Source organism: Spiroplasma endosymbiont of Tricholauxania praeusta (genome assembly GCF_964019535.1).
GTDB lineage: Bacteria > Bacillota_I > Bacilli_A > Mycoplasmatales > VBWQ01 > Spiroplasma_E > Spiroplasma_E ixodetis_A.
In genome coordinates this window covers 736,252-759,850 of the sequence record NZ_OZ026450.1, presented here as the reverse complement: position 1 = coordinate 759,850, position 23,599 = coordinate 736,252, and the positions used below count along the sequence as shown (strand labels likewise).

Sequence of the window (23,599 nt, the reverse complement as noted above, 5' to 3'; positions counted from 1 at the left end):
ATTTTGTTTACATGTTCAACAAAAATACTTTTTCATTATGAGTTGAAATTTCCTTATATGAAGTAACTATATAATTAATTGGTAAATCATCGTGTTTATATGGATTATTTATTTTAAAACTTTTTCTATTTTCTTCTCATGTAATGTTGTATTTAAAACATGGATTTGTAATATTAGTTTTGTTATCTGTTATTTCATCGATAAATCAACTATTATGCTGTTCATAAAATGTTAATGGTTCAAGTTTGATATCATTAAGATAATATTCTTTGGGTGTTTCTTGTTTATTAACAGTTATTTTTTGGTCTTTAATATATGGTTCTAATAATTTTATTAATTCATTACCACTTAATTCTCTTTTAATATTTTCTAAATTAAAAACTCAATATGTGTAACTGTTATCAACAATAAAAGAATTATTTTTAATCATTCATTTTGGAAGTGATAATTTATATTCAACATAATCAATAAGAATAGATTGTGGTTTATCTTTAACAATTTGTTCTTTTTTAAATTCTATTTGCATAATAATCCTTTCCTAATATGTTCTGTTGCTTCTAGCATAAAGAACATATATTTTGATTTTTAGATTATTAATAATACTACTATTCGTTTTATTCATTTCAGCAATTCTGGGCTCAAAAATAAATTGTGAAATTTTAAAAAACATTGAGGCATTCGATTCAATATTTATTTAATTTGTGTTAAACAAATTAATATTTTAATTGAACCGGCACCGCTCAATTTTTTTTACAAGTTTGAAATTTATTTTCTCGCCCAAAAAAATTTTTCAAAAAAAATAAAAAATAAAACCAACACTTGCTCACTGGGGAGTGGCAAGGTTGGTTAAATAAAGAATAGAATTAATATAGTAGGTTCCCTAGTAGGTCTATATATACTAGTTTCCAATTCGCTCCCACCCCAAGAATTACCATTAAATGGTTAGTATAATTTATTAGGTATCACTCCACTTTTTATTTATTCATGCAAGTCCACATGTTCTAGCTACTATTTTTAACAACTGTGTTGTAGTTCACTTTTTTAGTTCCCTAACACGTGTTGATAATAGCGTTAAAGACGGTTATTAAAAATTTTAAAATTTTACAATTACAAAAAAAGACAAGATTATTTCTTGTCTTTTTCCTTGTTAATAATTTTTATTTTATCTTATAAAATCTATATTTTTTAAAATACGTCGAATATAAATTTAAGGGTAAAAGAGAATTTAATTTGTCTATCATCATTTTTAAATGGTAATTTCGGAAATAAGTTACTAATATGATAATTAATTATTTCGTAACTTTGACAACCGCCCAAAGTGTTGTTATTAATATTTTTTTATATTTTTATATAAAAATATTTAAAATTAAAAAATTGTGCATGGTGGACAACATTTTTTACCATATTGCATATTAATTAATTCTTCTGAATTTATACTATTTATATCATCATTAGTTATTAGAAAAGTACTATCTTTTAAATATTGATCTTCATTATTTAACTGTTGGAGGTTAAAATTAAATTCTAGATTTCCATTTTCAATTTCATCTAAATGTTCTTCATAATCTACTAATAATTTTTGTTTTAAGTTAACAATTTTTTCATTGATTAAAGCAATTTCTTTTAATATCTTTTCTTTATTATTAAGACTAAAATTTTTGTTAAATGGATTCAAACTTTTTTCTAATTCTTTTTTCTCTTTTTTTAATTTTTTTATTTCTTTTTTTTGTGCATTTTTTTTCATAATTTTCTCCTTTTAAAAATAAAAACTCATTTACTTTTTATGAAAATAATGGGGAGCGTACCGAAGATGTCAATAATATTCAAATTTGTCTTAAAATTTTAAAGTTAGACGAGAATAATTTTGACTTTAATATGCAATTGTATGTTAATCTTAACACTTGTAAAATATTAGTCAACAATAATACTTACTTTTATAAGTCAAAAATTCTTATTAAAGTTTACTTTAATAAGTTTTTAATATGTTATAATGTAATAAAGTCCTTTAAGATAAACCGTATACCGTTATGATTACTAAGCGTATGTAAAGTACGTGGTCTCTTAGGCAAATCCCTTAATTAGGGATTTTTATTTTATAATAATTGTACTGCTGTGTTTATTTGATAGCATTTAAAATTAACCATTTTTGTATACATATCAATGTTATAGGTTCTATCACCAATCATATGCTTTAAAATTTGTTTAATATTAGTTTCAGTAAAGCAACCAATATTTTCAACTAATGCTTGGTTTAATACACCATCTTTGGCATTAATAAAATAACCAACTTTTAATTTTTTATATTGTAAGGTTAATGATTGTAAAAAATCAATTAATTCATAATATTGACCTTTTTCAAATAAATTTATTGCATTTTGATAATGTAATTTAGCAATTTGATTTTTTCTTCTTCCAGCCATTATACCAAGAAATAAAACATGAAAAGCATGAAATTTATCTAAAATAAATTTAGCATTTAAAATTGTAGCAGTTTTTCTAATTCATTTTGCACTATCTCCACAAACTATTAAATTTGCTTGGTCAAAATTTTCAAAAAATAAATTACCATATTTTTCAATTAATTTTGCAGTTTTTTCAGAACCAATTTCTGTTTTTGATACTCTTATTTGACAGGTTGCTCTTTTATTAATTAATTTTCCATTTTTCTTTTTACCAGTACAAAATACTATTAATCTCATAGAACATTTTTTACAATTTTTAGTATTGTGTTTTTCATTAAACTTAAATTTTCGATGTCCATCATCAATATTTATATATAATATTTGATTTGGTTGTAATACAATTTTAGGAATATTAGCTTTTGGTAATTCAAATTTTTTATATCTTCTACAAACTGTACTATTACTTATTAAATCTTCAATAAAAGTATCACAAACATCACGGTATTTTTTACCATCTGCAAAATATTTTAAAATTTGTTTAATAACATCTGGTGCTAATTTACTATACTTTTTAACACCAAGATAGTTATCTAGCAATGAAACAAATTCTCTTTTTTGTGTTTTTGGGTTATAATATGTATAAATACGTCGTTTATAATTTAATAAACCTTTTTTTGTTTTTAATTTTCTTTTTCTAAATCTATATGATTTATATACAGATTTATCACATGTACTTCATAAATAATCATCTATTTTTTTAAATAATTCTTCTGTTTGTTGTAAATTTAATTCATTTTGATTATAATAGTGTTTGTCTCAATCAAAATGATTTACGAATGGTAATATAAACATTTGGGAGATTGTCAAAAATCCGGAATAAATTAAATCTATATAGTCTTATTATTATGTTAGACAAGAAATAATTTGCATTTTTATGAAATTGTACATTCATCTTACTATTTTTTAAAAGATATTACAACTAAAATACTTATAATTAAGTTTAGTAAGTGCTAAACTTATGGAATAAAGTTAAGGAGAATTTAAAAATGAAAATTAAAACACTTAAAAAATTACAGTTATTAACTGTATCATTATTTATTTTAACTATTTTAACTTTAATTATAGGATTGTGATTAATAGGTTTATTTCATGGAAAAGAAGTAGTAATCTCGAAAGATATTTCTTTACATAAAATTTTAAAAAAAATATTTAAATATAATGGTTTTATATTATGAAGTAAATATAGTTTATATTATATTCTAAGTAATAATAACATTTCTCTTAAAAATTTTGGAAACTATTATACTGTTCATAATTATTATCATTATTCTTTATTACAATTTAAAATTGGAATTATTTTTTGTGAGATTTTAGTACCAATTTTAATATTTATAACTATATTTTTAATTTTAAGAATAGTTTATTTAAAAATAAAAATTAAAATTAAAAATTTTTGAGACTTTATTGCAAATTGTGAAATAATCAATAATTATTACATTCATTAAAACTATGTTTCTAAATTTATCTTATTACATTTAAAAATAACCATTTTAATATAAATTAAAATATTATATGTTCTATTACCAAGCATTTCTTTTAAAACATGTCAAATATTTGTTTCAGTAAAACAACCTATATTTCACTTTGCACCTTGATTTTCAATACCTTGTTTATTATTTTTAAAATACTGTTTCTTTAATTTTTTATGATTATCTAATTTTATATATAAATAGTTAATTAATTGTTCATATTGACCATTATTAATTAAATTTTTACAGTGATTATATTCTTCTAAATATTTTTCTTTATTTCCAGCCATTATTCCAAGATATAGTGTTCTAATTAAATGAAATTTATCTAAAACAAACTGTGCACCTAGATAATCAGCAACTTCTTTAATTCATCCTGCACTATCACCACAAATAATAATTTTTGCTTGTTCAATATTTTCATAAAATTTTTGACAATGTTCTTTAACAAATTCAGCACTTTTTTTAACTCCAATTGGAGTTCTTGTTTTTCTTATAATTGCTTTTACTCTTTTATTTTGTACTTTATGATTAATATTATCTGTATATGTTACTATTAATCTCATAGAGTGTTTTGTACCTTTACGTTTAAAATCTCAAAATTTTCGATGTCCATCATCAATTGCTACAAAAATAGGTTGATTTTTTTCCAATTTTACTTTTACTGGATTTGCTTCATTTATTTCTAAATTTTTAAAAACTCTATGAACAGTACTAACACTAATACCTGCTTTTTTACAAATAGCACAAATATCACGATATCTTTTTCCATCAGCAAAATTTTCAATAATAGTGTCTTCAATATCTTCACCAATTCTTTTATATTTAGGTAATTGTAGTATTTCATCAACTAAACAAACACGAATTCATTTTTGTAATTCTTCATCAAAATATTCATAAATTCTTCTTTTATAAGTTACCATTCCATATAATGTTTTTCTAGTTCGATATTGATAGTCAACAATTTTATATTTCTTTTTATCTCTTGTTTTAAATATTTTTCTATCTCATTTTTCTCATTTATTTTTAAAATGTTGTAAAATTAATTTATCAATTTTAGGATATTGTTCTTTATAAGTTCACTTATAATTAAAATCAATATTAAAATCCATATTAAAATTCATTTTTTCTCCTAACCATTTTTTTAAATTTCTAAATTTATTGTAAATATTTTTAAAAAAATAATTTACTTTTATATTATATAAATTATAAGTGTAATTTTAAATAAAATTAAAAATATTTAAAAAAACTAATTTCATATTTAAAATATAATAAACAAGTGCAATACAATTAATAGTATAGGTCTCACAAAATAAACATCTTTAATTTAGGTGTTATTTTGCATTTAAAAGCATACTTGTAAAAATAATCAAAAATAGTACAATTTAAAAGTAAAATTAAGGAAAAAAGGAGTAATTTAATATGAAAACATGAATAAAAACAAATTTAAGTAAAATAACATTAGCATTAGCACTAACTGGTGCAACAACTGGAACAATAGGATTAATCATGGGGGGTGCTTACCCATGAAAATAAAAAATTTAATTCTTATGAAAAACCAGACCATACAGTAGTATTATGTAATGCTCCAATATGAGTTAATATGTATAATGGTTCTTATTATTCTTTATATTGCTCAAATAAAAAGTTACATGATGTAGATATTAAATGAAATGGAAAATATTGAAAAGGTTATTTTGATAATTAAACTTCTAAATTTATATAAGAAATATTTTCGTTATATTTATCAAATAAATTAATATTTTTTAAGTCTATTTCTTCTTTAGACATATTCCGTAATTATTTTTTTGAAAAATCAAGTAATAATTTTATAATTTATTTTATTAATGAATTAATAAGGTGTTGATAAATATGGCTTTTGAAAATTTAAAAAAATTAAAAAATGATAAATTTTATAGATATTTTGGTATAAAACATTTTCATTTTAATGAAATGTTAGAAAAATTAATTGAAATAGAAAAATTAGAAAAAACTAAAGGTCGAAAAAATAAACTTTCAGTTGAAGAAAGATTGATGATGACACTTGAATATTGAAAAGAATATTATACTTTTTTTCAAATGAGTATTAAATATAAAATGAGTCCTTCAAGCTGTTTTCGAAATATTACTTGAGTTGAAAATAAACTTAGTAATGATAGAGATTATCAATTTTTAAAAGAAAAATATAAATCAAAAAATGATAAAAAACAAGAAAATTTAAATGAATTTCAATTTTATTTAATTGATTCAACTGAGATTGAAATTGAAAGACCAACTAAAAAAAACTACAGTTAGAATATTTTTCTGGTAAAAGTTGAATGTATTCTATAAAATTTCAAATTGTATATGATTTTTTTAATAAAAATATTGTTGATATTTTTGCTGATAATGGCAAAGTGCATGATTTTCAAATATTAAAAAATTCAAATCTTGTATTTTCTAAAAATACAATAATTATTGGTGATTTAGGATATCAAGGTATACAAAATATTTATGAAAATACAATAATACCAATTAAAAAAAGTAAAAATAAAAAATTAACTAAACAAGAAAGAAAATATAATAAGATTGTATCTAAAATTAGAATCAAAGTTGAACATGTTTTTGCTTGATTAAAAAGATTCAAAATTTTAGTAAATAAATGTAGAAAAAGTAAATTTAGACTTATGTACTTAAGATTTAACTTACTTTGTAAAATTTTTAATAAAATAAAACCATTAAAATAAAAAAAATCAAAAATATATTTTTTAAAATTGAAATTATTATCAAGTTAATATAAAAATATTATTAACATTTTTTTGTTTTCGAAATAGAAACTTATTTTTAAACTATTTTTTCGGAAAATATTAACTTTTATAATTAATAACACTAAAAAATTTATAAAAAGTATTATTGACAATTGATTAAATTTAATTATGGAATATGTCTTTTATCTGTTATTAAAATTAAATCATAATTACCAGCACCAAATATTCCACTAATTTCAATCCGATTTAAATTATTAATCGGATTTTCAATTTGTAATTCAAATTCACTATTATTATCAATTTTTATAATTTCTTTATACAATTCTAATTTAGAAAATAATTGTGATTTATTTGCACCATATAAATTTAAAGTATTTTTAATTTTATTTTTATCAATAATTATTCTTGTAAAGTATTTTCCATATTCTCCATTACCTAATGTTCAGTCAGCAGGAATTAATGAGGGTATATTATTACTTTCTAATTCGTTTGTAATAGATAATCAGTTAAATTGATTATCATCAAGTTTAAATAATTCATTTTGACTAATATCATTATTTTTTAGTTTAATGTTATTCATATCTGTAAAGTCAAAATATGCTGATTTTAAAATTACTTTTGCATTTTTAAATTCTCAAATATCTTCCTTAGTAGGATGTATTGGATTTGATTTTAATTCAAAATAATAAGGTAATAATATTTTATTATCATCATTTAAACCTTTATTAATTGACATATTTGAATAAATATTATTTGACAACATAATTATCAATTGTTTAAATATTTTTACTTGTTCTAAAATAATATAATTAGGATAATCTAATTTTCATTGCTTAAATAAATTAGTTATTACTTCATCGGGTTTTTGATTTTCAAACTTTCCTCTTAACATGTCCATTTTATTTGGTGATTTTGTTGGGTCTAATGATGCACCATCAAAGTTTCGATTATAAGTATATGTATAAGTAAGCATATCTAATAATACTTTTTGTAAACTATCAATTGGTGGTTTATCATTTATTTCAATTTCAATATCATTAAAGTTCTGTGATAACTCAATAGCAATATATTTACTAGGATATGGAGGGATTGGTTCTCTATGACTATATAATATATATTGTTCATTCTTTTTCATTTCAAAATCAGCTAATTTTTTAGGTACTGGTGCTGGTCCATCATATTTACCAATTTTTGCATATGTTATTTTTGCATTATTAATAATTTCTTTTCTTGTTTCAGTTCCACCACCAATAGCAATTAAATCTAAAACTGATTTTTCTTGTCCTATAAATTGCTTTGCTAAATTTCAAGGTAATATTTGTTCACTAAATCATTGTTGTAATATTCTAACTTTTGGTTGAGTTTCAATAGGCATTGATAATAGTGGAAATGCTATCTTATCCTTGATAAATAACTTTGGGTATACTTCCATATTATCAACTTCACCAAGTACCTTTATATTCCCGAAAATCATGCTTCTAGGGGCTTTAATTTTTAAACCAATTACTTTTGTATCTTTGTCTAATGGTTTTTGTAATTTAATAATTATTGGATAACCATCTCTTGTTTTAAAATCTTTAATTTTAATAATAGTAATACTTTTAGTACTCCTTGTTTTTGGATTTTGATAAGGTTGTGAATAATTATTAATAATATATAAATTATCAATATTATTTTCAGTTAATGATTCATTAATACTAACTGCATATAACTTAAATTGATTTAATAAATTTATTTCTTGAAATATTAAATTTTTAATATCAGTCATACTATATTCAATTGTATTATCATTAATATTTGTACTTGCTCTTTGATTTAATTGCATAGTAAAATCAGATGTTTCAACAGCAGTAGTTTTTAATACTTTTTCAATATCAATAAATCCGATTTTAATAGTATTTGCTGAAAATTTTAAAGTATTATTTTCATTATTTTTAAATAAACGTTCAATTTCATAAATATAAATTGTTCTTTTTTTAAATTCATCGTATGCTCTATTAATATCGGGGTCACTAGTTGCTCTCATCATATTAGTAAAGTCATAAGGAATATTATCAATTAAATAATCATTTTCTACTTCTGCTTGATTAAGTTTAGTTTGTTTCTGTGGAAATTTCGTTTGTGGTTTGTTGTTGTTTTCCATTGTTTTCTCCTATTAATTGGTTATTTTCGGGATTAAATAATTTTAATCTCACTGTTAAATTATTAATTTCTTGTTCATCATTAATATTAAATGTTTTACTATTTAATAAGTCTTTATCTAAACGTACTAATATTTGAATAAATTTAAGAATATCAATATTAAATTGTCATAATTTTTGTTCAATATAGTTAATAGTTGAAATATTTACTGCTGTACTTTCGGGAACTGATTGTTGTGCAGATTTCTTTTGACTTGGTATATGAATACCACAACGTTTAAATATTTCATTAACATTTCAATCGTATATATCAGTTAAATTTTTACCTTTAAAATTACTATTTGTCATATTAATATTTTCATTTTGTTCGTTATTATCTCCACCACTTTTAAATATGTAGTTTTTAGTAACCAAAGTTCTTACTATTTGTTCTAATGCTGATTGAACATTCCCATAAGTTTGATTAAAAATAAATTTAGGTGAGTTTAAAATAGTATCTAAAACAATTTGTTCATAAATAACATCTAATGCTTTAATTTTATCCATTACTTTATCACAATCTGCTAATTCATTTGCTTTATTTCGCATAATTGCTATTGGTATATAATTAATATTTAGTGTTTGTTCTTGCTCTAAATTTGGATTATTAATGAATGATTTAAAATCTAATGGAAATTGTTTTTGGAATGGCAACCCTTTTTAGGACTGTTTTTTGGTAGACACTTGTTTTTGATAATTAACTGGAGTTAGGTAGTTTAAGGTGCTGTGAATTCTTATGTTGTTGTATCAATTGATATAATCAAATAATTCTAATTTTAATTTGATTAATGATGTAAAATTTTTATCATTAATAAATTCAGTTTTGAAAGTTTTAAAAGTTGCTTCAGCAACAGCATTGTCATAAGGACAGCCTTTTTTGCTTAAAGATCGAGTTATGTTGAATGCTAATAAAAGTTTATCAATAGTTTTATTATTAAATTCGTTACCGCGATCGCTATGAAATATTTCAATATCTTTTAAACAGCGATTTGAGTGCATAAATGCTTGATATACTAATGATGCATCTTTTTTAGTACCTACACTATGTCCAATAATTTCGCGGTTAAATAGGTCTATTAATAAGCAAATATAGTTTCACTTACCATTAACTTGAACATAAGTTAAATCACTAACAATAACTTCATTTTTAATTTTATTATTAAAGTTTCTATTAACAAGATTGGTAATTTGACTATCATTGACTTTATTATGATGATTTTTGAATGATAATTTAGTGTATTTTGATATTAAATTATGCTTATTCATAATTTGTTTAATTTTTCTGCGTGATAAATAAATTTCTTGGTTTGCTAGTATGACTTTTAATCTTCTAGTACCATAAACTTCTTTATTTTCTTTAAAAGCACTAATAACAGCTTCATCATAAATATTATTTTGATTTTTATTTTTTTTCTTTAAATTAAAATAATATGTTGATTTAGAGAGTTTTAAAAAACGACACATTGTGCGAATTTTATATTTAGATTTATTATTTGCAATAATTTCTATTTTCTGCCTATTATTAGTGCTGCTTGCTTTAAAATATCATTTTCCATTCGTAATTGTTTTAATTCTTTATTTGCTTGAATTAATTGTTTTTCTAAATCAGAAAGATTATCTTTGGTTTTAAAACTGCCTGAATTAGTAAATTGCTTAATTCATTTATAAGTAGCCGCTCTTGTAACGTTATATTCTTTAACAAGACAAGATACTGACTTGCCACTTTGATATAAAGCTACTATTTGTTTTTTAAATTCATCTGAATATGAGTTAATATTGGCCATAATTATTTTCCTTTCTTTTAACTAATTTGTGAACTTGTCTACGTAATTAGTGTCCAATAAAGTGTAACCCATCCAACTTCTTCTTTTTTATAATAATCAGATAAATCAGTTTTACCACCAATAGCACTAATAGTATTAGTTACTTCATCAATTTTAATATTTTCGCCAGTAGTTAATTTATTTTGCTTTTTATCTAATAAATTATTAGTTTCTATTTTTGTATAATAATCACGTTCAGTACTTTCTTCTGCTATAAATTCAGTTGGCGTATCTATTCCTTGATATTGATATATTTCTTTTATATCACCAATTAAATTAATTTTTCCACGTTCAGGATAAGAATTACCTCCACCCCTAAATTTTTTATTTCTATTGTCATAGTAAATAGTTCCAATATTTAAAATATTTTTATTTGAGATTTGTTCATTATAAGTCATGGAATCAACATTTAACAATTCAAATTCATTAAAAACATTATTTAAATAAATTTTAATTACTTTATAAAATTTCATAAAGTCATTTTCTGTTGAATATTGATAACTGATTTTAATAAAATATCATTTAAATGTTTCTATATTATTATTTTCAACTTTTTTTCATAGGGGACTAGTTTCGATATTAAATCAATTATTTTTAACATCATTAATATTTTCGTTTGCTTTAATTAATTCAGTATTTAATTTTGTAATTTCATTTTCATTAGTAGTAATTCGTTTTTGTTGTTTAGCAGAAAAATCACAAGTTGGTGCATGTGTATAATCACCAATTTGTGGATTATTTTGTAATGCTTCGGGTGGTAATGTACCAATTTCATCAGGTCAATCTAAAATCATTGTTTCAGATTCTTTATCATAATCTGTTGCAACATAACCTTTATTTATAAATTTTGTAACAGGACCTCTATATATTTCATTTTCATTATCATCAACTAAATCATCATACAATTTCATTTGTTTTGATAATGTAAATTCTTTTTGTTCTTTAATTAATTTATCAATTTGATTTCTAGTATAAAATGCTTTTAAGTCAATTTTTTCAACATCTATTTCATCATCATTATAACTTGAAAATATTTGTTTTAATTCTGTTAATCTTGCTCATATTTTCATTCTACTAGGTGCTAAATCTCAAACATTAATTGTAGGAGTACTATTTGCACTAAATTGAGTACCATTATTAAATTGAATAGTAGCATCAACATTAAATTCAATTGGTGTACGATTAAATACTCAATGTTCAACCATTACATAAACCATATCTCTTAATGTTTCTTTAATTAATTCATCTTTAAAACTATCAAAAGGAAATTTAGATAAAATAAAATCAAGATAAGCATTAATATCATTTTGAGCACGAATAGCAAAAGTTATAAATCAATCATTAACATTAGGTCATGTTTGTATGTATTGCTGTGGCGTTTCTGTAATTTTTCCAGTTAATGGATATCAGTTATTATAATTTTCTAAACTGACATCAGTTCAAAGTTTATTAATCATAATTTATCATTCCTTAAAAAATGCTTTTTTATAATGTTTAGTTTTTGTTTTAGTTTTTCTATGTGCAATATGAATAACTTCTTTTTGTAATTTCTTTTTCCCTTTTTCTACAATTTGACTATATGCAAATTTTTCTAAATGATGTAATAGTCCAGTACCAAATAAAGTATTAACTGAAAATTTTAAACCAACACTTTTAAATGATTTATTAATATTTTCAATAGGATTATTAATAACATTCACTACTTTATGATAAGTTCTTATTATTCTAAATATTTCTCTATAAACTTTAAAACTATCTCTAATTACTTGTTGAATAACTGGTGGAGCAAATGCAATTGCTTTTAATCATTTATTACGACTAACTCCATAATCAATATATCAACCACTATATCATCTATATCAGTGAAATGGATGTATTTGAGTAACAAAAGTTTCTGCTTTAATAATACTATCAACAACTGTAATTGGTTTATACTTAGGATTACGATGATAAATAGTAATTGCACATTTACTTAATGATAAAGGTTGAATTTTACAACCCATAAATACTGGTGAACTTAATGGAATTAATTGTGCATGTTTAATTGCTTTTTTCTCTGCACTAGTAAATAAATTTGTTGCTTTTTCTTTTAATTTATTAATTTTTTCAAATGCTTGTTTTTCTAACTTTTCAAATTTTTCTTGTAATTTATATATACTTTCTCGTAATTTTTCAAAATATGGAGTATCTTTTCAAAATTTATTTAAACCTTTTTTTAAATAAAATCTAATATCAAAATATTTAAAAGTTTGATTTGCTTTTAAAACAAGTTGATGAATAACATTATTTTTAAAATTAAATTTAATAGCATTAGCACGAATTTTTTGTAAATCTAAAATTAAAGTTTTTCCATATCTATTTTCTGTATGTATTGTATGAACTAAATTTAATCAATCATGTTGATTCATGGATAGTACTTTTTTTAAATCAGTATTATATTTTTTTAAAAAGTTATTTGCTTTTTCAATATCTTTAATTTTAAATTTAGGAGTTAATTGTGGACTTAGTTTTATTAATGTATTTTGTAATAATAAGTAATCTTTTAACTCTTGTGCTTTTAATTTTTGAAAATTATTTTTATATTGTCTTTCAGCAACATAACCTAAATCTCGTAATACTGTTTCACGATTAGGAGTAAAACTATAATTCATTAAATAACGTTTATTACCAATAATTTTATCTGTTAAAATTTCTTTTCCACTTACTTGACTAATAATTTCTTGTAAATTTTTTGCTTCTTTAATTCCAACTTGTTCTAATGTTTTAGTTTTTTGTGCTAAATTAATAAATTTAGTAGTACGATAACCACGACTAATTTTATTAATTCCAGCAAATGCTGGTAATATATTAAAAAAAGTATTTAATGGTGTTACATTTCCTTTTAAATAATCATAAACTTGATTAATAGTAAAATCAGTTAAAAATTCTACACCAACAGCACTAATACTAGCAATTAAATCACTTGCACCTAATCCAAGTGCTAAACTTTCACTTAAACCACCAGTAAAAGGAGCAAGTGCTACTGCTATAACTTGTACACCAATCATTTCTAAAATTTCTCACCAAAAACTTTTATTTTCTTGCTGTTTACTTATTCTAGTATGTTTTGGTTTATTTATGTTTAAAAGTATTGCTGTACTAGTTGTACCGATTGGCATGGTATTAATTTCCTTTATTTAAGAGTTATTTTAATTGGATTTGTTGTTCCTTTATAATTTAAATCATTAACATTTGAAGAAATAACTATGTATAAATCACCTGCTTTTTGTTTTTGATTACTTACATTAGTTTTTCCTTGTGCATCACTAAAATATTTAATAGTTGGATTTGTTAAATTTGGATTTAATGATTTAAGTTCATTAGTACTTTTTATTTGTGTATTTAATTCACTATTATTGTTATTAACATTTGCAGTAATATCAATTGTTAAACTTGTAATTTTAGTTTTTAAATCAGTTTTATCATTATTAATGATTGCACATAACATTCAACGTGAAGTTGTTTCTTCATCTGTTATATAGGGTATTGATTCACCAGTTACTTCTCCACCAACTAAATATCTTCTTCCAACTTTACCATCAGCAATATCTTGAACATATACAACTGTATTTTGCAACATATATCTTTTCATTGCTCTTGGTGTTGCTAAAACAAAAGACATAATTTTAGTTTCATTATTATCAGTAAAAGTCATATAATCATCCATAACAATTTGACATAGTACACCTTTAATATATAAATCATTTCCATTTAATCTTAATTGTTGAGCAATCTGATTATCAGTAATTAAACCTTTATTATTAGCTAAATAAACAATACTATCATAAAGATTATTAGTAATAAAAAAACGACAATTATTACTATTTCTTAGTTGAAATAAAGTATTTCAAGCATCTAACATTGATTTTAAATATCCTACTGGTGTTTTATCAGTAATATCTACTTTAGTTGCATATTTTGCAATTACATTTGTATCATTATTTGCTAAATAATCTGCTAAATCATTAGCAACTTCATATTGCATTGTATTTAATAAATTTTGTCCATTTTCAGCATTTAAATCAACATTAGCAATTATTTCACCTGCAACTGCTTCTTCTTTAATTTCTTTTAAAATTTTAATAGTTTCAGCATAACTAACATCTAATCCTTTGCTTTTATCATTTCATTTTAGTACTTTAATTTCTGGATTTTTTGGTTTTTTAACTATAAATTCAATTTTTGTAGAATTAACCATTTCAATAGGAAAAAAACTTGCTCATGGTGAATTTGATTGTTTATAAAATTCTATAAACTCTGGTGCTTCTACTAATTTTTCGGTATTATCTAAATTTTTATTGAATGGTACTGCCATTTTTTATTTTCCTTTCTGTTATAAATTATTTTTCTTTTTATAATCCAATAAAGTACTTTTTATTGAATTTGGTTGATTTGTTATTATTGTCTGTGGTTTGCCACCTGTATTAATTGTTTCTTTAAATACTGGTTGTTCTTTAATCATTTTTTTAATAGTTTCTTCAATTTTTGAATTTTCTAAATTATTAGTTTTAAATTTTAAATAATCATAAAATTCACTTTTAACTTGATATTTTTTAAATATATTAATCATTTCTTTTTCTTTAATTTCTTGATTAAGTTTATTTAACTTATTTTCTGCTTCATTAACTTTATTTTCTATTTCTTGTGAAGAAGCATTATTTTCAGTTAAAGGTTCAGTTGTTTGTTGAACATTATTTTCATTTTCTAACATTTACATCACCACTTTTTTATTTATTTTCTTTATTAATCTTTTCATTTAACTTTGCTAATTTTTTTTGATGTTTAATAATTTTGTTATTTGCTCTAACATGTTTTGGAGTTGTGATAAATCTTTTTAATAAAACAATAATTTCTCTGCAAATTAATGTTCCAACACTTGTTCCAATAATTATTAATTCATGTAAAAATTCTTTCATCTCAATATTTTCCTTTCAACTATTTATTTTTAATTTTTAATTATTCATCAAATTGACCACCATTAATTCTTTCAATCATCGATTTTGAATTACTTATAATGCTTACTAATAAGGCAATTTCTTTATTTAATTGTTCCATTCTCTCTTTATATGTATGAATTTCATTATTATAATATTCAAGTAATTTTTCTTTATTCATAAATTATTCACCTCCTTTATAAACTCATGTGATTATAATCTCAATTTAATGAAGCATTATCATGATTTAATGGTACTTCGCTCATATTATCACTACCATAATATTGACTTGCAGTTTCACTATTAATAGTAAATCTATTGTCATTAATTAATCTTGTAGTTTCATCATTAAATGATGTTTCTTGCATTTCTTCATTATGATGTGTAGTTTCCATAGGTAATAAATTATGGATAATTTCACTTGCACCAGCAACAATTGTAGGTACTGCATAAGCATTATTAAAATTATTATTAATACCCATTGCTACACCACTTGATATTAAACATCCACCAGTTGCCATATTACAAATCTTTCTTATTGTTTCAAATTTATTAGGTATTAACTCCGTTAATCCATTAATAAGATTTGATATACCATAAGCATTTAAACTAATATATGTATCTCAATCCATTAATGACTGATTTTCTTGTTTATTTAATAGTAATCATGGCGGACCTTCTGTTGTAGTTGTAGTAGTTATTGGAATTGGTGTTGTTGGAATAATAGGATTAATATTATTTTCTGTTCATTTACTATAATTTGCTAAACCAATTGTTCCTAATCCTAATGCTATTTTTTTAGAACTATTAATTAATTTAGTTTTAGTATTTGGTCTTTGATTTAAATTTCAAATATCTAAACCTAATTTTTTACCAAATAATAAACTATTAATTGAACCTAATATTGGATTAGCAATTACTTGACCATAATAAGCACTTGTACCAATCATTGCACAAATTGGACTTATTCCAGTTCTAATTAATTTAGTTAAAGTATAATTTGATTGATTTTCTATACTTGGCATTTTATTCTCCTTTAATTTTCTAATTTTTTAATTGTTACTTTAATTCAACCTTGATAAACATCATTATCACCAACTATTAATGCAACATTACTTTCGGGGTCAGAAACAATTATGTGTTTGGATTTAACATTTGGGTATTGTCTTAAAATAATTGCTCTAATATCATTACTTGTATGAATTGCTTTTGGAAATGGTGATAATATTTCAATTTCATCTTTATTTTCAAACAAAGTAGGTAATATTATCATTAGTCAAATTCTCCATTTTCAATTAATTCCTTTAAAATAAATAAAGTTACATCAGTTCTACGTTCTGGTTCTAATTTAATTAAATTATTAATATGATTAATTAGTTTTTCTTTATTCATTATCAAATTCACCATTTTCTATTTTTTCAATTAATAAACCGAAAATTCCTTTAAAATTTATATTTTTAATATGTTCAAGTAATTTTTCTTTATATTCATTAATATATTTTTGAGCCATTTTTCTTCTTATATTTTCAACTTTAATCATATGTTCTTCACAAAAATATCTTATTTGAACATTATCTTTATCTAATTTTGTTGGTAAATTAGTACAATTAGTTATATGTTTACCAACTTCATTAACTTCACTAAAACAACATGGTATATTTTCTTTATTCATTATTTACTTTCCTTTCTATATTTTTTTTCTTGATGTATTAATAAATTTATTAAAATTATTTGTTTATCAATGTCACCTAATTTTTTTAAAAGATATTCATATCTTTTTTTAAAATCTTCACTATCAATATCTCTATCTTTATAAATTAAATTTTTCAGTTTTTTTATTTTATATAAGGTTTTTGGGGAATATATTTCTCCATCCATACAAAGAAAACATTTCATTATTTTATTTCCTTATTTTCAATTTGATTAGCAATTTCATTTAATATTTTCAATACTTTATATTCATTTTTTAATTCTTTAATAATAAATATTAAAATTATTATTAGTGTTATACTTGTTATTAATATTGGTACTATTAATAAAATTTTTCACAATATCATTTTTTATTCCAATTTATCTTTTATTATTTGATTTTTTCTAATTATTTCTTGTTCTAATGAATAAATATGTTCTGACATTTTATTTATTATTAAATTTATATAATGCATTTCTTCTTGAATATTATTAAATGCAAGAGTTCCTATTTTAATTTTTAAATTTTCTAATACTTTTTCCATATCTTTTTTTATTACTAAATCAGTCATTTGTTTTGGATTTTGATTAAAATTCATTATATTTTTTCTCCTTTTTGTAAAATATCTTTTATTATTTCTAATTCAGTCATTCTAATTTCATTTGTTTTAATAAAATTTTGCAATCTTTCAATTTCTTTATTCATTTTTTTACTCTTTTCATTTTTTAAATCATTTAACATTGATTGAACAAAATGCACGATTTTTAGGAATATTTAAAGTATTAAAAAATTGACCAGTTACAATAATTTCATCGTTTTTGTTTAATAAAATACATCGTCTATAAAATTTTGGGTTATTAAAAATTAAAGTAACATAATTTAATCCATTTCATTGACCACGAACACTATAATATAATTCCTTATTACCTTTTTCGTAATATTTTGCTTCAATAGTGTTACTCAGTTTTACTTTTAATTTGACATAATTTGCTTTATCTTTCATTTTTATAATTCCTTAAATAGTATTGAATATGCTTATAAGCATCTTGTTCATGTTTTGTTAATTTTATATTTCCTTTATAATTTTCTAAATTATTAGTTTTATTTTTTGGTTCACTTTCTAAATAATCTCAATTCATAACATCTTCTACTAATACCATTAATGCACCAATAATCTTAGGTGTTGCTAATGGATTAGTTAATAATTGTTTTGAGCTTAAAAAGAAATTTTCTACAATAACTAATATTTTTTGATTAATAAATTGTTTTTTAATTAATTTAAAATATTCTTTATATATATTTTTACTTTCTAAAACTGTTTTAGTTTTGAATGTTTCATTAAAAGTAATATTATTAGTTTCACTTGAATATATAACCATTCCATTATTACCAATTCCAGTAGGATCAATTCCAATAATTAAGTCATATTGCATTAATTAAGTTAACCTCTAATAACCGTTTTAATAATTTCTAAATCACAATTACATCAACAATATTTACATTCTTCAATAAATTCTTTATGACCACAAACTAAATTATCTTTTTTTAAATCATCAATCAGTTTAATTAGCCCTATTTTAAATTCAATATCATCACTGTCTGGTATGCAAATCGTTCCTCTTTTAGTTAAATATTCTTTATTCATATTTATGCCTCCTACTTAACCTAATATTTAAAATACAGTCATAACAAATCGCTTTACTATTTTTATCTCTTAAAAAATATTTTCTTGTTTTTATATCATTAGTATTAAAGAATAAATAATCTAATTTATTTTGTTTACATGTTCAACAAAAATACTTTTTCATTATGAGTTGAAATTTCCTTATATGAAGTAACTATATAATTAATTGGTAAATCATCGTGTTTATATGGATTATTTATTTTAAAACTTTTTCTATTTTCTTCTCATGTAATGTTGTATTTAAAACATGGATTTGTAATATTAGTTTTGTTATCTGTTATTTCACCCATAAATCAACTATTATGCTGTTCATAAAATGTTAATGGTTCAAGTTTGATATCATTAAGATAATATTCTTTGGGTGTTTCTTGTTTATTAACAGTTATTTTTTGGTCTTTAATATATGGTTCTAATAATTTTATTAATTCATTACCACTTAATTCTCTTTTAATATTTTCTAAATTAAAAACTCAATATGTGTAACTGTTATCAACAATAAAAGAATTATTTTTAATCATTCATTTTGGAAGTGATAATTTATATTCAACATAATCAATAAGAATAGATTGTGGTTTATCTTTAACAATTTGTTCTTTTTTAAATTCTATTTGCATAATAATCCTTTCCTAATATGTTCTGTTGCTTCTAGCATAAAGAACATATATTTTGATTTTTAGATTATTAATAATACTACTATTCGTTTTATTCATTTCAGCAATTCTGGGCTCAAAAATAAATTGTGAAATTTTAAAAAGAAATCGAGGCATTCGATTCAATATTTATTTAATTTGTGTTAAACAAATTAATATTTTAATTGAACCGGCACCGCTCAATTTTTTTTACAAGTTTGAAATTTATTTTCTCGCCCAAAAAAAATTTTTTCAAAAAAAATAAAAAATAAAACCAACACTTGCTCACTTGGGAGTGGCAAGGTTGGTTAAATAAAGAATAGAATTAATATAATAGGTCCCTACAACAGGTCTATATATACTAGTTTCCAATTCGCTCCCACCCCAAGAATTACCATTAATGGTTAGTATATTTTATTAGGTATCACTCCACTTTTTATTTATCCATGCAAGTCCACATGCTCTAGCTACTATTTTTAACAACTGTGTTGTAGTTCACTGTTTTAATTCCCTAACACGTGTTGATAATAGCGTTAAAGAGGGTTATTAAAAATTTTAAAATTTTACAATTACACAAAAAAAGACAAGATTTTTATTCTCGTCTTTTGTCATTTATTTTTAATTTAAGGGTAAAAAAAGAAAGGAGCTATTTTTAAAACTTTTTAGTTATCGACATCTTCGACACGCTCCCAAATAATGAGTAAAAACCTAATAAAGTTTACAATATATAGCTAACGAAAGTAATGTTTACTCATATCTTGAAAAACAAAATCAATCGCGTTTTTAATATTTGGTCAATAATTTGGTAATATTTTTCTTATATTATGTTTTATAGCAAATCAAAAATGTTCAATTGGATTTAAATTAGGAGAATATGGTGGAAGAAATAATAGTTTGCATCCAACATTTTCAATTAATTGTTTTGTTGCTTTAGATTTATGAAACGTCGCATTATCTAAAACTATAATTTGTCCACACTTTAATAATGGAATTAGTATATTTTTAACATATGATTCAAAAATTTTACTATTGCAATGTCCTTCAAATGCTCATAGAGCTTTTAATTTACCTTTATTTAGTGCACCAATTATACTCATTCTCTTTATTTTATATGCAGGTTTATTATCAAATAATCTTTTACCTTTTTCAGACCAACCATATTTATAAAATTCATTATCATCAATTCCAGATTCATCAATATATACCAAATCTTCATTCATTATTTTCGCTATTTCTTTTAAAAAATCTTCTTGTTTATTTTTATCTCTTTGTTCATATAGAAAAGTTTTTTTTATATGTATAATTTAGTTTTTTGAAATAGTTATAAACTGTTTCTTTTGTCATATCACCAAATTTTTCAATTACTTTTTGAACTGTAACATCTTTATTTTCTGCTAAATAATTTTTTAATTCATCTAAATCCTTTATTTTGTGGCTATGTCCTTTTTGATAATTCAAAATTGGTTTTATATTTCCGGTTTTTTGCTTTCTTTTTCTTCATAAAAATAAAGTCTTTCTAGTGATATTGAACACTTTACAAATTTCTTTAATTTTCATGTTTTTACTTTCATAAACTTCTATTACTTTTCTTCGTAAGTCCTCACTGTATGGTTTTGGCATAATTTAATCTTCCTAATCTATTTTAATTATTGCTGAATTATACTTGTAAGTGCAAGAATTGTTTAAATTACATATTATTATTTTACATTATTTATGAGTAAACATTACTTTCGTTAGCTATATTATATAATATTTTAATTTTTATAACTTAAAAAACAAGTAATATTTATGTAGTAATTATGATAAAATTATAAAGTTATAGGAAGGAAGTAATTATGATTAAAGATAAAAAAAATAATGTTGAAATCATTAATGTCAGTAAAAACTATGATAGTAATGAAGTCATTAAAAATGTTAGTCTGAATATTGCTATTGGTGCCAAAATTGGTATTGTTGGCCCCAATGGTACTGGAAAAACAACATTATGTGAAATGATTTCCCAACTTCGTAAACCAACAACAGGTACTATTAATATTAAACCTGATTTAAAAATAGGCATGCAATTACAAGAAACTAAATTTCCTCGTGGTCTAACTGGTTGAGATATGGCCCAATATTATATGAGAGCTTATCGTTTAAATAAGTCTGTTGAAGACATTCAAAAGTTATTGTACTATTTGGACGCTGAAGCATTTATTAATAAACCTATTATTACTTTATCGGGCGGTCAACAACAAAAAATTAATATTTTATTAGCATTAATTGTTGAACCAGATTTATTAATTTTAGATGAATTAGCTACGGGATTAGATTTAGAGGTACGTGAGCGAATTTATGAATTACTAGAAAAAGAAGTTTTTATTAAACCTAATCTTTCAGTATTGATTGTTTCACATAATATGCAAGAAATTGAACGTTTTTGTCAACAAATTATTTTCATGTTTGAAGGTTCAATTATTAGTATAAATGATGTTAAAACTGTTGTTAAAGAATATGGAAGTATTGAAGAATATGTTAAAACTAAATTTAAAGAATATAAAATAGGTATGTATGATAGCGAAGCGTTATTAAAAAGATTAGGAGGGGAAAATAATGAAAAATGAGCTAAGTCTTGAAAAAACACCTTAAAAAACAAAAATAATGATTGATCTCTTCTTAATTTATTTTGAAGTTATTTAAAACGTAATCGTTCAATTATTATTTTTTCAGTTTTCGTTTCACCATTGATTTTTATTGGTGCATCAATTGGTGGAAATAATCAAATATTATCATCACCTGCTGGTAAAAATATTGGACGATTTATTTTGATGATTATTTGATTGACACAAACTGCTTCCTTTTCAATTCAAACTTTTTTAGCTATTTTACTAGATTTAAAACAAAGCGTAGTTTATCGACGCATTGGTTTAACAAGAATTAGCAAAACCAAGTTTATTATTATAACATCAATATTTAATTTAGCTTTAGTTTTAATTTCTGATATTATTATTTTTATTGGTGTTATTATTATTGGTTATGTTGTTCCTTTATCTGGAATGATTAGTTCCATTTTTAATTGACAATTATTAATTATTATTTTATTTACATTATTTTTTTCTATTACTATTACTAGTATTGCTTTGCTAATGTCAGTTATTATTAAAAGTCGTACTGGACAAGCAATTGTTAGTTTATTTACTAGTTTATTAATTGTTGCGCCATTAATTATTTTAACTTACTTTTTAGCTAGTCTTATTGGTGAAGGATTAGTTTCAAGTATTGGTGCTGGTGCTGTTGTTGGTATTTTAGTGGGTATATTTATTACCTTAAATCTTATTAGTTGTGGCATTTATTATTTAACTTGAAAACTATTTAAATGATTTGATTAATTTTTATAAAAGTATGTAATGAATTATAAAATAACAAAGGAGTGAAAATATACAATGCCTAAAAATATAAGAAAATATGTTATTGATGAACAACCAATTAATTATTTTGATAAAGTTAAAGCATGATTAGATAATCAAAATAAATTTGAAAATTTAGAACTATTATCAGAAGTTGCATCTCAACAAAACTATTTAAAACAAAGTGATAAGTTAAATACTAAAGTAATAAATCAATTAGAAAATAAATATTTGGAAAATGTTTCAAATTTAAATCAAAAATTGAAAATGTTTTAATATAATAACTTACTTATTTTTATTAATTTATAGTCTAATTATTTTTTATAAATAATTAGATTTTTATATATTAACAATATTTTGAAATAATAGGTTTATTAAAATACTCCTTTAAATTTATTTTTAAAGGAGTATGAATATTTAAAAATAAATTATGAGTATAATCGAAAACCGTTCCCTAAAATTGTTTTAATTTGTCCTCCACTTTCAGATCCTCATGTTTCACCATAATGAGCAATGATGATTTGAAAAAATCATTTTCCATTTTCTTCATAAAAAG

31 protein-coding genes are annotated in these 23,599 nt (G+C 22.1%); 5 read left to right on the top strand and 26 right to left on the bottom strand.

Features of this window, described 5'->3' with window-relative positions; translation table 4 throughout:
• Positions 1–7 precede the first annotated feature (7 nt).
• The 3 genes from AACK96_RS04105 to AACK96_RS04095 form a co-directional block, all read right to left on the bottom strand.
• A complete protein-coding gene (locus tag AACK96_RS04105) occupies positions 8–526 on the bottom strand; it encodes a hypothetical protein (protein WP_338973328.1) in 519 nt (172 codons plus the stop codon).
• An 840-nt stretch (positions 527–1,366) separates the two neighbouring features.
• Positions 1,367–1,744, bottom strand: coding sequence for a hypothetical protein (locus tag AACK96_RS04100; RefSeq protein WP_338960183.1), 378 nt, complete (start codon positions 1,742–1,744; stop codon positions 1,367–1,369).
• Positions 1,745–2,093: 349 nt separating this feature from the next.
• Positions 2,094–3,254: an Mbov_0401 family ICE element transposase-like protein gene (locus AACK96_RS04095; RefSeq protein WP_338973325.1), complete on the bottom strand. Its 1,161-nt coding sequence runs from the start codon at positions 3,252–3,254 to the stop codon at positions 2,094–2,096.
• Positions 3,255–3,448: 194 nt separating this feature from the next.
• On the opposite strand from AACK96_RS04095, the gene AACK96_RS04090 reads away from it, so the two are divergent.
• Positions 3,449–3,907, top strand: a complete 459-nt coding sequence (locus AACK96_RS04090; protein WP_338973322.1) for a hypothetical protein — start codon at positions 3,449–3,451, stop codon at positions 3,905–3,907.
• Positions 3,908–3,909: 2 nt separating this feature from the next.
• On the opposite strand, the gene AACK96_RS04085 is transcribed toward AACK96_RS04090, so the two are convergent.
• Positions 3,910–5,055: an Mbov_0401 family ICE element transposase-like protein gene (locus tag AACK96_RS04085; protein WP_338973319.1), complete on the bottom strand. Its 1,146-nt coding sequence runs from the start codon at positions 5,053–5,055 to the stop codon at positions 3,910–3,912.
• A gap of 748 nt (positions 5,056–5,803) precedes the next feature.
• On the opposite strand from AACK96_RS04085, the gene AACK96_RS04080 reads away from it, so the two are divergent.
• Entirely contained in the window at positions 5,804–6,226 is a 423-nt protein-coding gene (locus tag AACK96_RS04080; protein ID WP_338973316.1) for a transposase family protein, read from the top strand.
• Between the two features lie 23 nt (positions 6,227–6,249).
• Positions 6,250–6,657: a transposase family protein gene (locus tag AACK96_RS04075; RefSeq protein ID WP_338973314.1), complete on the top strand. Its 408-nt coding sequence runs from the start codon at positions 6,250–6,252 to the stop codon at positions 6,655–6,657.
• A gap of 187 nt (positions 6,658–6,844) precedes the next feature.
• Here the strand turns inward: AACK96_RS04075 and AACK96_RS04070 are convergent, their stop codons facing one another.
• The 22 genes from AACK96_RS04070 to AACK96_RS03965 all read right to left on the bottom strand — a co-directional run bounded on the left by AACK96_RS04070 (position 6,845) and on the right by AACK96_RS03965 (position 21,277).
• Positions 6,845–8,821: a hypothetical protein gene (locus tag AACK96_RS04070; protein ID WP_338973311.1), complete on the bottom strand. Its 1,977-nt coding sequence runs from the start codon at positions 8,819–8,821 to the stop codon at positions 6,845–6,847.
• On the bottom strand, positions 8,772–9,512 hold the full coding sequence (locus AACK96_RS04065; protein WP_338973309.1) for a hypothetical protein: 741 nt from the start codon (positions 9,510–9,512) through the stop codon (positions 8,772–8,774). The genes AACK96_RS04070 and AACK96_RS04065 overlap by 50 nt, the downstream gene beginning before the upstream one ends.
• 6 nt (positions 9,513–9,518) lie before the next feature.
• A protein-coding gene (locus AACK96_RS04060; RefSeq protein WP_338973306.1) for an IS3 family transposase occupies positions 9,519–10,642 on the bottom strand; the annotation gives its coding sequence in 2 pieces (ribosomal slippage) (positions 9,519–10,399 and positions 10,399–10,642; 1,125 coding nt in all).
• A 38-nt stretch (positions 10,643–10,680) separates the two neighbouring features.
• Positions 10,681–12,138: a hypothetical protein gene (locus AACK96_RS04055; protein ID WP_338973303.1), complete on the bottom strand. Its 1,458-nt coding sequence runs from the start codon at positions 12,136–12,138 to the stop codon at positions 10,681–10,683.
• A gap of 3 nt (positions 12,139–12,141) precedes the next feature.
• On the bottom strand, positions 12,142–13,839 hold the full coding sequence (locus AACK96_RS04050) for a hypothetical protein (RefSeq protein ID WP_338975129.1): 1,698 nt from the start codon (positions 13,837–13,839) through the stop codon (positions 12,142–12,144).
• A 14-nt stretch (positions 13,840–13,853) separates the two neighbouring features.
• Positions 13,854–15,035: a hypothetical protein gene (locus AACK96_RS04045; protein WP_338975128.1), complete on the bottom strand. Its 1,182-nt coding sequence runs from the start codon at positions 15,033–15,035 to the stop codon at positions 13,854–13,856.
• Between the two features lie 18 nt (positions 15,036–15,053).
• Entirely contained in the window at positions 15,054–15,431 is a 378-nt protein-coding gene (locus AACK96_RS04040; protein ID WP_281747963.1) for a hypothetical protein, read from the bottom strand.
• A gap of 16 nt (positions 15,432–15,447) precedes the next feature.
• On the bottom strand, positions 15,448–15,636 hold the full coding sequence (locus tag AACK96_RS04035; protein WP_174480113.1) for a hypothetical protein: 189 nt from the start codon (positions 15,634–15,636) through the stop codon (positions 15,448–15,450).
• A gap of 40 nt (positions 15,637–15,676) precedes the next feature.
• Positions 15,677–15,835 carry a hypothetical protein gene (locus AACK96_RS04030; protein ID WP_338961498.1) on the bottom strand — a complete coding sequence of 53 codons (159 nt, stop codon included), beginning with the start codon at positions 15,833–15,835 and terminating at the stop codon, positions 15,677–15,679.
• A gap of 16 nt (positions 15,836–15,851) precedes the next feature.
• Positions 15,852–16,679 carry a hypothetical protein gene (locus tag AACK96_RS04025; RefSeq protein WP_338975127.1) on the bottom strand — a complete coding sequence of 276 codons (828 nt, stop codon included), beginning with the start codon at positions 16,677–16,679 and terminating at the stop codon, positions 15,852–15,854.
• Between the two features lie 11 nt (positions 16,680–16,690).
• Positions 16,691–16,927 (bottom strand): hypothetical protein, encoded by a 237-nt coding sequence (locus AACK96_RS04020; RefSeq protein ID WP_174480108.1) that lies wholly within the window; start codon positions 16,925–16,927, stop codon positions 16,691–16,693.
• 111 nt (positions 16,928–17,038) lie between these two features.
• Positions 17,039–17,326: a hypothetical protein gene (locus AACK96_RS04015; protein WP_338974878.1), complete on the bottom strand. Its 288-nt coding sequence runs from the start codon at positions 17,324–17,326 to the stop codon at positions 17,039–17,041.
• Positions 17,326–17,550: a hypothetical protein gene (locus AACK96_RS04010; protein WP_338974876.1), complete on the bottom strand. Its 225-nt coding sequence runs from the start codon at positions 17,548–17,550 to the stop codon at positions 17,326–17,328. Before AACK96_RS04010 ends, AACK96_RS04015 begins: the two co-directional genes overlap by 1 nt.
• Positions 17,550–17,711: a hypothetical protein gene (locus tag AACK96_RS04005; protein WP_338975126.1), complete on the bottom strand. Its 162-nt coding sequence runs from the start codon at positions 17,709–17,711 to the stop codon at positions 17,550–17,552. Before AACK96_RS04005 ends, AACK96_RS04010 begins: the two co-directional genes overlap by 1 nt.
• Before the next feature lie 3 nt (positions 17,712–17,714).
• The gene (locus AACK96_RS04000) at positions 17,715–17,942 is read right to left on the bottom strand and encodes a hypothetical protein (protein ID WP_338974658.1); all 228 of its coding nucleotides are present in this window, start codon (positions 17,940–17,942) and stop codon (positions 17,715–17,717) included.
• A complete protein-coding gene (locus AACK96_RS03995) occupies positions 17,942–18,085 on the bottom strand; it encodes a hypothetical protein (RefSeq protein WP_338975125.1) in 144 nt (47 codons plus the stop codon). The genes AACK96_RS04000 and AACK96_RS03995 overlap by 1 nt, the downstream gene beginning before the upstream one ends.
• Complete coding sequence (locus AACK96_RS03990) at positions 18,054–18,347, bottom strand: hypothetical protein (protein ID WP_338973519.1); 294 nt, start codon at positions 18,345–18,347, stop codon at positions 18,054–18,056. The genes AACK96_RS03995 and AACK96_RS03990 overlap by 32 nt, the downstream gene beginning before the upstream one ends.
• On the bottom strand, positions 18,337–18,777 hold the full coding sequence (locus AACK96_RS03985; protein WP_338975124.1) for a hypothetical protein: 441 nt from the start codon (positions 18,775–18,777) through the stop codon (positions 18,337–18,339). The genes AACK96_RS03990 and AACK96_RS03985 overlap by 11 nt, the downstream gene beginning before the upstream one ends.
• 8 nt (positions 18,778–18,785) lie before the next feature.
• A complete protein-coding gene (locus tag AACK96_RS03980; protein ID WP_338973654.1) occupies positions 18,786–18,989 on the bottom strand; it encodes a hypothetical protein in 204 nt (67 codons plus the stop codon).
• A 134-nt stretch (positions 18,990–19,123) separates the two neighbouring features.
• On the bottom strand, positions 19,124–19,642 hold the full coding sequence (locus AACK96_RS03975; RefSeq protein WP_338973655.1) for a hypothetical protein: 519 nt from the start codon (positions 19,640–19,642) through the stop codon (positions 19,124–19,126).
• 746 nt (positions 19,643–20,388) lie between these two features.
• Positions 20,389–20,889 (bottom strand): IS630 family transposase, encoded by a 501-nt coding sequence (locus AACK96_RS03970; RefSeq protein WP_338975141.1) that lies wholly within the window; start codon positions 20,887–20,889, stop codon positions 20,389–20,391.
• A 28-nt stretch (positions 20,890–20,917) separates the two neighbouring features.
• A complete protein-coding gene (locus tag AACK96_RS03965) occupies positions 20,918–21,277 on the bottom strand; it encodes a helix-turn-helix domain-containing protein (protein WP_338973555.1) in 360 nt (119 codons plus the stop codon).
• 215 nt (positions 21,278–21,492) lie between these two features.
• Between AACK96_RS03965 and AACK96_RS03960 the strand changes: the two genes are divergently transcribed.
• Together AACK96_RS03960 and AACK96_RS03955 are read left to right on the top strand one after the other, a co-directional pair.
• Positions 21,493–23,025 carry an ABC transporter ATP-binding protein gene (locus AACK96_RS03960; RefSeq protein ID WP_338975123.1) on the top strand — a complete coding sequence of 511 codons (1,533 nt, stop codon included), beginning with the start codon at positions 21,493–21,495 and terminating at the stop codon, positions 23,023–23,025.
• 54 nt (positions 23,026–23,079) lie between these two features.
• On the top strand, positions 23,080–23,319 hold the full coding sequence (locus AACK96_RS03955; protein ID WP_338960177.1) for a hypothetical protein: 240 nt from the start codon (positions 23,080–23,082) through the stop codon (positions 23,317–23,319).
• Positions 23,320–23,599 lie beyond the last annotated feature (280 nt).